The 12,428-nt window shown below is 56.8% G+C and carries 11 protein-coding genes; 2 read left to right on the top strand and 9 right to left on the bottom strand.

The features are described from left to right. Window position 1 precedes the first annotated feature (1 nt). The 4 genes from LN415_05075 to LN415_05060 form a co-directional block, all read right to left on the bottom strand. Complete coding sequence (locus tag LN415_05075; protein ID MCJ2556464.1) at window positions 2–751, bottom strand: hypothetical protein; 750 nt, start codon at window positions 749–751, stop codon at window positions 2–4. Window positions 752–910: 159 nt separating this feature from the next. After that, window positions 911–1,600, bottom strand: a complete 690-nt coding sequence (locus LN415_05070) for an ABC transporter ATP-binding protein (protein ID MCJ2556463.1) — start codon at window positions 1,598–1,600, stop codon at window positions 911–913. Between the two features lie 45 nt (window positions 1,601–1,645). Then, window positions 1,646–2,539, bottom strand: a complete 894-nt coding sequence (locus LN415_05065) for a DUF72 domain-containing protein (GenBank protein ID MCJ2556462.1) — start codon at window positions 2,537–2,539, stop codon at window positions 1,646–1,648. A 69-nt stretch (window positions 2,540–2,608) separates the two neighbouring features. After that, a complete protein-coding gene (locus LN415_05060; protein MCJ2556461.1) occupies window positions 2,609–3,178 on the bottom strand; it encodes a hypothetical protein in 570 nt (189 codons plus the stop codon). A 62-nt stretch (window positions 3,179–3,240) separates the two neighbouring features. Here LN415_05060 and LN415_05055 point away from each other — a divergent pair, with 62 nt between their 5' ends. After that, entirely contained in the window at window positions 3,241–4,893 is a 1,653-nt protein-coding gene (locus LN415_05055; protein ID MCJ2556460.1) for a radical SAM protein, read from the top strand. Here LN415_05055 and LN415_05050 read toward each other — a convergent pair. The 4 genes from LN415_05050 to LN415_05035 form a co-directional block, all read right to left on the bottom strand. After that, window positions 4,885–6,426, bottom strand: coding sequence for an ATP-binding protein (locus tag LN415_05050; protein ID MCJ2556459.1), 1,542 nt, complete (start codon window positions 6,424–6,426; stop codon window positions 4,885–4,887). The genes LN415_05055 and LN415_05050 overlap by 9 nt on opposite strands. Next, window positions 6,423–7,400 carry a DNA double-strand break repair nuclease NurA gene (locus tag LN415_05045; GenBank protein MCJ2556458.1) on the bottom strand — a complete coding sequence of 326 codons (978 nt, stop codon included), beginning with the start codon at window positions 7,398–7,400 and terminating at the stop codon, window positions 6,423–6,425. The genes LN415_05050 and LN415_05045 overlap by 4 nt, the downstream gene beginning before the upstream one ends. A gap of 27 nt (window positions 7,401–7,427) precedes the next feature. After that, a complete protein-coding gene (locus LN415_05040; GenBank protein MCJ2556457.1) occupies window positions 7,428–9,740 on the bottom strand; it encodes an SMC family ATPase in 2,313 nt (770 codons plus the stop codon). 110 nt (window positions 9,741–9,850) lie between these two features. Continuing rightward, the gene (locus LN415_05035; protein ID MCJ2556456.1) at window positions 9,851–11,044 is read right to left on the bottom strand and encodes a metallophosphoesterase; all 1,194 of its coding nucleotides are present in this window, start codon (window positions 11,042–11,044) and stop codon (window positions 9,851–9,853) included. A 243-nt stretch (window positions 11,045–11,287) separates the two neighbouring features. On the opposite strand from LN415_05035, the gene LN415_05030 reads away from it, so the two are divergent. Next, window positions 11,288–12,154 carry a hypothetical protein gene (locus tag LN415_05030; protein ID MCJ2556455.1) on the top strand — a complete coding sequence of 289 codons (867 nt, stop codon included), beginning with the start codon at window positions 11,288–11,290 and terminating at the stop codon, window positions 12,152–12,154. A 15-nt stretch (window positions 12,155–12,169) separates the two neighbouring features. On the opposite strand, the gene LN415_05025 is transcribed toward LN415_05030, so the two are convergent. Next, window positions 12,170–12,428, bottom strand: a 259-nt coding sequence (locus tag LN415_05025; GenBank protein MCJ2556454.1) for a hypothetical protein, incomplete at its 5' end; no start/stop codon positions are given.

The raw sequence follows: 12,428 nt of genomic DNA, 5'->3' as shown, positions 1-12,428 counted from the left end.
ATTACCTCACTAACGGCTCTTCCGCGGTCATGTAGATCCTGTTCTCCACGTACTCCGCCAGAGTGGTCTGGTTATGAGCCACCGGGACGTAGTTCATCCATCTCTCCTCCCTCGGCAACACGACCCTAAGGCACCGAACACCGTTCTCGAACCTCACTACCTTGTCCGGCTCGGTGTAGAGCAATCTTCTCAGGGCGCTCCTGCGGTACATGTTGCTCAGCTTGTAGTTGGTGATGAGAGTGATGGTGTTCCACCTCTCCGTCAGTTCTTTCACCGTGGAGAAGCCGTGCCGAACGAGTTCGAGTGCCTCTGGCCACCACAAATCCTCGTCCAGATAGGGCGCTGGGAAGCAGGAGACCACCAGCATGCCTGCCCCGCTCTCCTGTATGCGATCCTCCAGCCTCTCTCCTATCAGCGTGGACATCTGGTATGCGGTGAAGGGACGGGAAATATGGACCCGGCTCAGCACATGTTCTCTGTCCACACCGAACCGCTTGGCCAGATTGGCAAGGACGAAAGGGTCGATGGAGTTGCCACCATCCAGAAACACGACTGGAAGGTCGTGTCTCATTATTTCCTGAACGCAGAGCAACGAGGCGAAGTCGAAGAGGAACTTCGAAGCGCTGTCTATGAAGTTGACACTCGACGATTTAAAGGTACCAATGAACTCGTCCAGCGGTTTCAGGGCGGACGAGACATATCTCTCGATTCTCTGGGCATCCAGAACAAGACTCTTCGTAATCGCTCGCATATCCTCCCCCTATGGTGAAAAACTGGCATGTGAGCATATAACGCAAATCAGAGGGGAGGGGAGTGAAAGTGGCGGTCAACCGAATCGCTCTCGAAAATCACGTCTGGAATGTCGATCTTGTCCTCATCTATCCGAGCTCGCCGCAATGTTCAAGCACGCCTATAGAATCTTCTGGATTTGTCCAGACCTGAGGTAGATCGAACGATCAGCGATCTCGGACGCGGACTCCAGATGAGTCACCGAGATAATCGTTGTTCCAGTCTTCCTGTTCAGGTCCAGAAGAAGGTTCCAAACCATCTCTCCGGTCTCGGCATCGAGATTGCCTGTCGGCTCATCGGCGAGCAGTATCTTCGGTTCCTTCGCGAGTGCGCGGGCTACTGCAACTCTCTGCTGTTCCCCGCCGCTCAGCTGCGACGGGTACTTGTCCATGTGATCCTTGAGGCCGACCATCGTCAAGTATCTCGCTGCACGTCTACCGACCTCTTCGGAATCGCGAATGGATGTCGCCAGGCCTATCTCCACATTCTCCCTCGCTGTGAGGGCCGGGAAGAGGTTGAAGAACTGGAAGACAAGACCGACTTCATATGCCCTGAACTTCGTTCTCTCCCTATCCGGAAGGCTCGACACCTCTCTTCCCCCAACGATGACCTTGCCCTTCGTTGGAATGTCAAGGGCGGATATCATGTTCAATAGCGTCGTCTTCCCAGATCCGCTCTGACCTAGAATGACAACGAACTCTCCCGCCTCAATCTCAAAGGACACATCGTTGAGCGCACGCGTCAGCGTCTCTCCGTAGGGATAGTCCTTGTGGAGGTGCTCGATCCGGACAATCGGCTTCTCGGTCGTCATTCCAATCGCCTACCTGAAAACGACTTGGGTGATATTAACTGTGGGCTAGCCGAAGCTCTGGAGCGTGAATTGCTCCTTTATCCTGATTTCCTTCTCCTGGTGTGGGATTCCCAGACTGTCCATCAGGTAGAAGGCGTTCTTCGCGGCCTTGGCCTTTCCGTGGTTGTTGAAGTATATCCTCGTCTTCTCTGCCTTGGAGTCGAACTCCTTGATCGTAGGAACCCACTTCTCCAGCTCCTCCTCCTTGTAGAGGTAGTCGTACCTGTTGATCCTGTGGTCCTTGATCTGCTTCTCTCCCTTCCACCAGATATCGTAGTTCTTTCCATGGAAACGTATGTAGGCATGGTCGGCCGTTGACGTGTCGGTGCGCGGGAAATACGGACTGTCCAGGCTGCAGACCGCCACGTTCTTCGAGGACAGGAGGTCCCTGACACCGGGGAGGTAGTCGTACCCGGAGGAGTCCAGCCAGGACTTGTGTCTGAACTCAACGACGTAGTCGTATCTGTCCGTGTTCAGGGCGTCCAAGACTATCTCGAGGCGTCTCAGGCTTCCCTCGTCCCCTTCGACCTTGAACCTCGGAGACAATTGGACGAGCACGGAGGCGAGGAGACGCTCCTCCGCGAGGGGCCTCACGACAGCATCCTCGAACTCTTTGGCGGCGCTCGCGGCGCGCTCCCCGTCCTTCAGGATCCTCATGTGGGTGACATCCTTGTGCATCTTCAGGGAGAAATCGAAGTCCTCCATCCTTTTCCCCTTGGCGATCCACGCTTGAATCGTTCTCTCCCCTGGGACCGAGTAGTACGTGCTGTCGATCTCGACGGTCGGGAAGTACCTTCCGTAATATTCGAGCCATCCCCCTCTCTTATCCCTCATGGACTCAGGATAGAACGCACCTATCCAATCCTTGTAGGACCAGCCGCAGGTCCCTATCCTGATCATGGTGGTCAGCACGAATCGGAGAATATAAAAAGATTGGCCAGAGGGGGAGGTCAAACTGCCTCCGCGTCCCTAGCGGCGATGTCCATATCTGTCGTGCTTCCGGATTGCGTACGTCTGAACCAACGCTCCGCCAACGAAGGCAAGCCCGCCCATCAAGAGACCGAAGTTCGCATCCCCGGTGAGGAGCCAAAGACCGATTCCGATCAGGATTCCGCCGATCAGCGCGGTGATCACACCAATCATCTCCTCGATGAAGTAGTACGAGATCGCGAAGACGATCACGAGCACGATGAAGGCCACGACGAGTTTGCTGTCCAATGGGGCCGCTCCCAAGGCGAGGAAGAACACACCTCCCGCGAGAAGCCCTGTGAGAAATGCCAGGCCTAACTTGACCATGGCGCCAAGGAGCATGCTGCCGACGATCGCAAGGATGAGCGAGAGGACCATCGCCACGATCCAACCGCCAAGAACGAAGCCGATTGCGTAGCCGATGGTTCCGCCGATGAGGGCACCGATGAGGGACATCAGCGTCCCCCAGACGATTCTTCCCGCAAATGCCATGCCGACACCGACAAGGATGAGAATCACACTGATGATGAGGACCGCCGTATCAGGAAGCCCGCCAATGGCCACGACCATTAATGGGAAGAAGAACCGCCCCTTGTTATATTCTTTTGCCTCGACGCGTCAAGCAGGATTATATGGCTCTGACCGTATGGAAACTCGTGAAGGTCACGATTCTCGATGGCTATGTGGATGAGCCATCATGCCTAGGTGTCCCGCCGTACATCTCGCCCTATCCTCGCTACGTTGCGGGAGCCATCCTATCCTCCGGTTGCGAGTATGAATACGTCACGATCGCACAGTTGCGGGAGGGAAGACGACTCTCAGGCGGCGTCCTGGTCCTGATCGCTGGGCCCGTTGTGCCGGGGAGGTACCTTCGCGGGATGCCCATTTCCTCCAGGGAGATCGTCAGCATATGCGAGGCCTTCGAGGGAACCCGCATCCTTGGCGGCCCGCTTGCGCGCTTCGGCGTGTACGACCGAAGGATTGAGAACGTCTTCGACATCATCGCCAAGAAGGACCTGGACGCATTCGTGAATGATCTCCTCTCTGGCGGGAGGGTGAAACACAGGAACCGAGGAATGGAAGAGTGGAGGCAATGGTCGATTCTCGGCTCTGAGGTGGTCAAGAACCACCCCGATTTCCCTCAGCCGTTAATCGCAGAACTTGACAGCTGGCGGGGGTGCGTCCGCTACCTTTCTGGCGGCTGCTCCTTCTGCATCGAACCCCTTTTCGGCAAGCCCCAGTTCCGAGAGGCGGAGGACATCGTCGAAGAGGTGAGAGCGCTGCACACTGCGGGCGTGCGCAACTTCCGTCTCGGGGGACAGTCGTGCGTGTTCTCCTATCTTGCAGAGGGCGTGGGGGAAACGGAGACACCCGTTCCGGATCCGAGCGTGATTGAAGGATTGCTCAAGGGCATAAGGAAAGCCGCACCAGATCTCCAGGTCCTGCATACGGACAATGCCGATCCAGCAGTGATCGCGACCCATCCGAAGGAATCGAAGAAGGTCGCGCAACATCTGGTGAAGTACTGCACTGGTGGGAACGTTCTCGCATTCGGGGTGGAAAGCGCGGACCCGGAGGTCATCGCCGCGAACAATCTCAACACCGACCCCGAGCAGGCGAAGGCCGCGGTCAAGCTCATAAACGAGGTCGGGTCGGGGAGAAGCCCCACCGGGCTCCCGCACCTCCTTCCAGGGATCAACCTCCTCTCAGGATTGAAGGGCGAGAGAAAGGAGACCTTCTCGAAGAATCTCGCGTTCTTGAAGGATCTGCTGGACGAGGGACTAATGCTGCGGAGAATCAACATCAGGCAGGTCCTCCCCGTTCGTGGGCGGTTCGCGGTCAGGAAGCATTACAAGGAATTCAGGCGCTTCAAGTCCGAGGTCCGTCAGGACATCGACAGACCGATGCTGGCGAGGATCCTTCCGAAGGAGACCGTGCTCAGGAGGGTGTACCTGGAGATGTCGAAGGGAAGGAGCACGTTCGGTCGCCAGATAGGATCGTATCCAATCCTTGTGGGGTTCCCCTACAAGACCGAAGTGAACAGGTTCGTCGACGTCTGCGTGTTCTCTCACGGCTTCCGGAGCGTGACGGGGACGGAGTTCCCGTTGGCGGTCAACGACGCGACGCTGGACGCACTGGCTTCCCTGCCAGGGATTGGGAGGAAGAGGGCTGCAAGGATCGTCAGAGCCAGACCACTCGGGAGCCCTTCTCAGCTCCTTGAGGCCATGGACGACGAGGCCGTGGCCGCTGAGATCGCCCGGTTCCTGAAGTTCGAATCAGAATGAGAAGACCTTGTCCACCTTCTGGGCGATTGTGTCCATGTCTTCGCTCGTCATGTTGCCCCCATCGAGGATGTTCTCTCTCACATTCTCCGGGGTGTAGTTCATGATGTCGATTACGGTCGGGATGCGTATGGCGTCTCCCACCATCGCAACCGTTCTTGCCGGTATCGTCGCAACGATGCTCTCCCACACGGACCTGTCGGGGACGCCCGCAAGGGCCGAGGCGAGATCCGAAGGCTCCTTCAGCGACAGGATGAGTCTGTTGGCCAGCTGGCTTCTGACCTCATCGTCGATCTTCGCAGGTCTCTGATCCACAAGGGCTAGTATGAGGTTGAACTTCCTGGTCTCCCTGGCAAGCTTGTTGAAGATCGTGTAGGATGCGATATTAGGAGCCAGGAACTTGTGCGCTTCCTCGAGAAAGAGAACTAGGCGTGGGAACTCCTCGTTCCTCTCCGTGTACATGTCGAACAACCTCCTCGTGAGCACATTGGCGACAAAGAGGTACACCATCTGGTCCGTTCCGTACTCGCCGAAATCCAGGACGACCGACCTCCTCTCCCTGATGAGGGAGATGAGCTGCTTGAAGGCATCCTTTCCGCCGCGTCTGACAAATGAGAACCTCCGCATTCTCCCCATTCTTCTCTTGAGGGCGCTCAGAACGCTCGGGTGGACCCTGTGCCCCCACTCCTCGAGGTCCGCACGCCTGATCGCGGAGACGATGTCTTCCTTTCGAGACCTGTTGATCTCGTAGATCGCATCGACCATGTTGCGATTGAGATCCTGAAACGCCACAATGATGTCCTCTGGTCTTATCTCATCCGGATCGATGATGAAGGGCACCGCCTCCTTGTTCTTCGGGTCCAGCGAGAACACCTTCACTTTCTCTGGGAAGTAGTACTTCAACCCCTCCGTCTTGTCCGTCCTCGAGTATACGCCGTACTCGCCGTGCATGTCGAATATCAGGACGCTGCCCACTTCTCTTGACAGAATGCCGATGCACACGAGCTTGTTGAGGACGCTCTTCCCCATCCCGGTCCTCCCGAAGATCCCGAAAGGCTTCTCCGTGAGCTTGCTGAAGTCGATGTGCACCATGAATCTCTCCACGCCGCGGATTGAGCCCAGGGGCGCGGAGAAGTCGCTTCTCTGATAGATTTTCTCGACATCCCTCAGGCTCGCATGCCTCGCGACCGAGAAGTAAGGAGGAATGGTCTGAGGCTCCGACAGCTTGTGGGTCCCTCTGTGTATGAGCTGTATCGGCCTCAGGTTCGCCTTGGAGTAGAATATCCTCCCGCTGAAGCCCTCGTGTGTCTCGCTCAGTGGAACAATGGAATCCCTCATCCTCGACCCCGCCAACCTCTCCGCGATATCAACGGACTGGTTCACGATGTCGTGGACCATGCAGTAGAAGTAGTACGTCCGACCCTCGACGACGACCGGATACCCGATTCGGAGGTCCTCCGGATTGTCCAGGCTTAGCTTGGCCACCAGACCTCCGAGCACCGAGGCAGAAATGACCTCGCCGATTTTCTCGCTCATCTCAAATCCCTGCTTGCTTGGTCAAGATACTCGTGGAAAGCTCCCTGCCTCTCTCCCTCCACGTGCGTCAGTCCGCCAATGACTTCTTCGACTGGCATTCCCTCCTCGATACCCAAGTGGAGCAGAACCTCCTCGTACACGTCCTTGAACTGCCTGATCGTCACGGCGAACCTGTGGGCTTCAAGGAGCGGATAGGGATATCCTGGACACAGTCCCGACATCGCATAGTGAGCGAGGTTCGAGAAGACGAAGGACGGGTCGTCCTTGAACGTGCCAACGTCAACGCGGAACCACTTCACTGAATCAGGGTGGAGCCTGGCGAAGTAGACATCGCCGTGAAGGAACCCTCTGTGCTTCTCCTCGTATCCAGTAGGCACCCTCACAAAGGCCATCCCGTTCTTTCCGTTCAGGAGCTCCTCGTCTGTCCTCACCCCGCCGAAGGCGTGAGAATTCGAGTCCTTGGAGATGCCCACGAGTATGTTCCCCCTTCTCTCGCACTCTGTCTTGGTCTCGTGCAGATGATTGGACTCCTTGTGAAATGACGCAAGCGTGCCGTCCACGGCAATGATGGCACCCTCCCTCTCCCGCGCCATCTGGAGAGTGAGCTCCCCCTCCAAGTGGTGCCTGAACTCGTTCATCATCGCCCGCGGACGGTCTCCTGACAACCTCGTCGACTCGAAGAGCTGCACGTGGAGGTCGCTCTGCCTCTCGACCACGCGCCTTTCCGTCGAGACGAGGATGGGAGCCTCCAGTTTCTCGCTGTCCACCAACCTGTAGCCGCCGTCCCTGAAGGTGTAGCCAAGACCACCAACCCTCACGATTGCGAGCCACATGCTCGATATGTTCAGCAGGAAGGAGTAGGAGCCGTCGACCGCGACCATTTCTCTCACTGTCCGAGAACGATCGAAGTTCACGAACTCACAGCTCTCTATGACGTCCAGTCCATTGTTGCGATAGAGAGCGACCTCTCTCATACGGTGTCTCAGTTCCTCCAATAACATCTACGATACTACCTCGATCCTCGACTCCTGCTCCGGTGTCATGTGCACCCTGATCTTACCGGGGAACTTGTCCGCCACCTCCGCAAGATGCGTGATCAGGACGACCCTGTCGAAGAACTCTCCCATTTTGAAGAGCTTGTGAATGAACAGGTCCCTGTTCGATTCCGTGTCAAGGGATCCGAGGTCACCCTCATCGATGAAAAGGGTCTTCATCCTGCCGTAGGTGCGGCCGACCTGTGGAAGGCCGGCCAGCTGTTTGGCTATCGCGAACCTGAGAGCGGCGTTTATCTGCGTTCTCTCCCCTCCGCTGAACTCTGCAACATCGTGCCAATTGCCATCGGCGCCCTCCACTTCGATCCTCACGCCGTACTCCCTCTTCGCCTCATGGGTCTTAAGACTGACACGCGTGAACCGTCCGTCCGTGAGGTCAACGAGGTTCTGCGAGGTCTCGATTTCGAGCTCTGGCAAGAGCTGGTTGATGGCGTACATGGCCACGCCTTTCTTGTGGAAGATCTGATCCTTCAGAATGGCGAACGTCTCCAGATTCGAGCGCCCCTCGTCGAGCGTCCTCACCTTCTTTTCCATCTGCTTCTTCTCCTCTTCGAGCTCTCTCAGTCTCCTCTGAAGGCTCTCTATCTGGACTTCCTTGCCTCGCACTTCCCTTTCGATCTCGCTCTTGCTCTTCTTGAGGCTCTCGACGCCCCTCCTCGTGTTCTGGTACTTCTCCTCGTCTGAGGTGAGCCTCTTGAGCCTCTTCTTGAGCGCTTTGATTTCTTTCTCGCCCTGTCCGAGCCTTTTCTTCAGGTCCTCCAGGAGCTTTCCCATGTCTCCGACCTCGTCGAGCTCCCGACGGACATCCTTCAGTCTGGTCTTTTTCCTGCCCATCTCAGTGATAGTCTTTTCCAGCATCTTCAATCGGCTCTTCGCCTCGTCATCGAAGCTGAGCTTCTCAAGCTCTCTGTCCACCTTCTCCGTGGCAGTCTCCATTTCCTCTGTTCTTTTCCGGTGTCTTTCTTCCAGGGACTTGAGGTCCCTCTTCATCTGGCCAACCTGGTTCTCAATTTCACTGAGGACAAAGGAGTCCTCGTTGATTTCCTGGACCTTGCTGTTCACATCTTCCATGTTCCGCAGTGCATCCTCTCTCTCGCCCTGGATCTCGCTGATGATGTCCTCTTGTCCGGTGAGCCACGTTATCTCCTTCTCTATCCTCGATATCCTCTCCTCAAGTGCACCTTCGGTGCGCAGAAGTCGGAACGCCTCGTCCTTGTCCACAGTTGTGGAGAGAGCGGCTATCCTTCCCTCGGAGACATTCAGCCTCTCGTTGAGTTTCGATTTCTCTCGCCTGAACTCCTTCGTAGCATCTCCAAGAGATTTCCTGTGCGCTTGTCTCTCCTTCTCGAGACCCGCTGCCAAGTGACCAATGTCCTTCAGTTGAGTTCTCTCTTCAATGAGCTTCTCATGGTCCCTCGTCTCGTCCTCGAGCCTCTTGACCTCCTCCCTCAGCTCGGTGGACTTCCCATCCGCTTTCCTGACCTTGTCTATCTCTCGTTGAATGTTTGAGACGCGCCTTTCCTTATCCTCAATGGAGGTCTTCGCCGAGATGAACGCCTCGTGCTCTCTCTCGAGGTCTTTCAGCTTATCCTTGTCCACGAGAAGCCTTTTCTCCACATCGACGAGCTTCCTGCCGAGACCTTTGGCCTCCTTCTCGACAATCTCCGCCTCCTTCTCTACTTCGGGGATTCTCGAGAGACGCTCTCTCAGGAACTCAACGTTCCGCTCACCGATCTTGATATCGTGGTGGATCTCATCGTAACTCGTCTTCGCTTGCGCCTGAGCCTTTTCGAAGATCTCCAGTCTGAAGAGCTTCTGGAATATCCGGAGACGCTGGGAATCGCTCTCCGCACCCAGCTCCTTCATCTCCTCCTGCCTTACGAACGTGGAGTTCCTGAAACCGTCATAGTCCAAGCCGACCGTGTCTCGGATTATGTTCTCCAGTTCCGGGATGCTCCCGGATATCTGAGACCCGTTCTTATGCAGATTGAGATATGGAGATCCCTTCCGCGTGAAGCCTCTCTCGACGTCGTAGAGGCCTCCCCCCTGCGCGAAGCGAACCCTCACATGGCCGCCGGGTTTGCACACGTCCGCTATCCCTATGCCCGAGATGTCCGTCCTCGACGTCCTCTTGTAGAGGGAAAAAGTCACGGCGTCAAGAATGGACGTCTTGCCCGAGCCAGTCTTCCCGGTGATGACCGTGAACTTCTTCGGGAACCTCAGCTTCGAGGTTCCACCCACGTAGCGCATGAAGTCCTTCATCTCGATCTCTTCTAGGACGAAACCATCGGATGTCGGGGTCTCCTCGACGCTCTCAACGTGCTCGGTGGCCTTTTCCTTGACCTCCTCGACCTCGAAGTATTCCAGAGTCCTCAGGACAGCACCTCCCTGAGTATCTGATCCCCCTCTCCGAGAATGGGGTCGTGTTTCTTGTGGTCAGAGTAATTGAGGTCAACGAAGTCCTTGAAGAGCCTATATGGGTCCAACGTGAACTCGGACAGGCTCACTTTCTCCACACCCTCCTCGGTCCATCTGATCTGGTACGTGAACGCTGGGCGCAGGAAATCCGCTATCGTGTTCTCATCGATTCTCTCCCGGGTGCCCTCCCCAACCGAGATTCTCATTCTCAGCATCTTCCCGCTGACATCGGTTGGCAGGCTGTTGAGGATGTCCCTCGTCGGGTCGTCGCTGTCCGCGACGTCGACTTCCACGTCAACCATGTCCCTGACCGGAAGGTCGATGAATCTCCACGTCCTCTCTTCGGGATTCACGGACACAAAGCCCTTGGCATCCATACGTTCTCCCCAGTCTATTCTCTCTGGGGCACCCGTGTAGACGATTGGAGGCGTATTCTCCATAACCTGGTGCAAGTGTATGTGACTGAAGAGCGCAAGATCGACTGCCTGCGGAATCATATCCTGGGTGAAGGAGAACTCATCAGGCAGGATCTCGACGTACGTCGTGCTACTTATCCTCGCCCCTTCCACGTAATAGTGACCGAAGAGAATCTTGTAGTCCGCATCCATCTCCTCCGCTCTCTTCCTCATCCACTCTTTCCAGAGCCTCCTGGACAACTCGTAGCTCTGTTCCTTCGGTATGTCCTCGTTCAACTTCTCCTTGACCCACTCAACGATCTGCTCAGGATGCAGATAGGGGAGAACAAGGAAACCAACTCGAGCGGATCCGAGCTCAAGGATCCTGACGTCGGGCTTCCTGAACACTGTGACGCTGGGATACCCTCGAAAATCCTCTATGGAGGTCCCTCGCGCCATGCTTCGCGGCTGGTCGTGGTTCCCCGCGAGGATCCACACGGGAATCCGGGCGTCCCTCAGCGGCTCGATCACGTCCGCCCTTACTAGCTCTCTGAACGCAGGGCTCACATGCGTCCGGTCGAACAGGTCCCCGAGGACCGCGAAGAGGCCTGCTCCCTTCTCGATCGCGTACTTCGCGGCCCGCGCGAAGTTCCTGTGCAGGTCCATCGCCCGCTCGGAGATTCCCGTCTCTGGATCTACATTGTATCCGAAGTTCATGCCTTCGTGAACATCACCAGTAGCAACAATCTCCATCTCGAGCACCACAACGTCTGGAAGTTATTTAAGGGTTGATTGGGGGAGGATGAAAGTTCAATTGTTGGTTTTGACGCGGTGGGAATTGAACCCTCGTCGAAACGATATGAGAAATCATCCGACAGTCCTGCAGCGTCGATGTCTTTGGCGGCTCCCGCAACTTTTATCATCCTTCAACGGCTTTTCTTTCTCGTGCCAGGGATTAGCAGGTTCGGGGAGACCGGTGATCATGAGCGGGTCCGCGTGTCCATCGTTGGATGCGGGGGCGCTGGCTGCAACATGCTCCACGAGATCCCGCCCGTGCCTGGGTTCGAGCCCATCGCTGTCAATGACGAGCCGCATCCCTCGATGATTGGCATAGGGCGAAGGGTCTTCGTGAGCAGGGAGGGGCTGAAGGGAATAGCGGAGACCGAGAAAAGGGGGCGGCGGGAACTCTATACGGATGTGGAGAAGACGATCGAGCGGGAGATCGAGGGCTCCGACGTCGTCTTCATCCTCAGCGGCCTGGGTGGTTACACTGGCACGTGGACTTCGCCCATAGTTGCATCGGTAGCGAAGCACTGTAAGGCGCTCGCTGTATCGCTCGTCAGCCTCCCTTTCACGGTGGAGGGGATTGCGCGCCGCGGCGTCGCCAACGAAGGACTCAGCGTCCTCAAGAACCGCTCGGATGTGGTGATAACGTTCTCGAACGACGAGCTCCTCAAGCTCGCGCCGAACATCCCCCTCCTGCGGGCATTCGAGGCCGTGGGCAGACTCATTGGCAAGCCCATCACCAGCCTGGCGTCCGTGCTCACGCGAGGGGACATTCCCCATCTCAAGTCCGTTCTGAGGCGCGTGGCCGAGATGAGAATAGGCATGGGGGAGGGGACTGGCCAACACAGGAACTTCGTCGCTGTCGAGGACGCGTTCACATCCCCCTGGTTCGATTTCGATCTAAGCGGGGCCAAGGAGGCGATCCTGTTCCTCTCCAGTCAGTACATGGATCCGGACGACGTGGATGAGATCGCGCATGAGGTCACTCTCAGGGCTCCCAACGCGAACATCACGTGGGGGAGCGTGGAGGAGGACATCGGGGAGAAGATACGCGTCTCGGTGCTTCTGGGGTTTTAGTTGGCTCCCGCTCCGCTAGTTGTACACGAACCAAGTCTGCGGCAGGTTCACCCACACCCAGTAGCCCTCGCCCGCCATCATCATGTCCGTGTCCGTTAGGTGTGTCAGATGGAAGGGCGGGGTGTCGTCGTAGCCGTCGACCATCTTGTAATCAACATCCGCCAAGGCATCCTGCACCGGCATGGGAGTGAAGCACGGATAGCCCACGAAGTTCCACTGGTGGCCGAGCCGAATCTCCGTGACCGCAGGAACGAGTCCCGCAACAACGAGATGA

This window comes from Candidatus Thermoplasmatota archaeon, from assembly GCA_022848865.1.
Lineage (GTDB): Archaea > Thermoplasmatota > Thermoplasmata > RBG-16-68-12 > JAGMCJ01 > JAGMCJ01.
Note: the sequence above shows the minus strand (reverse complement) of the source record. Positions and strands in the feature narration are given on the sequence as shown.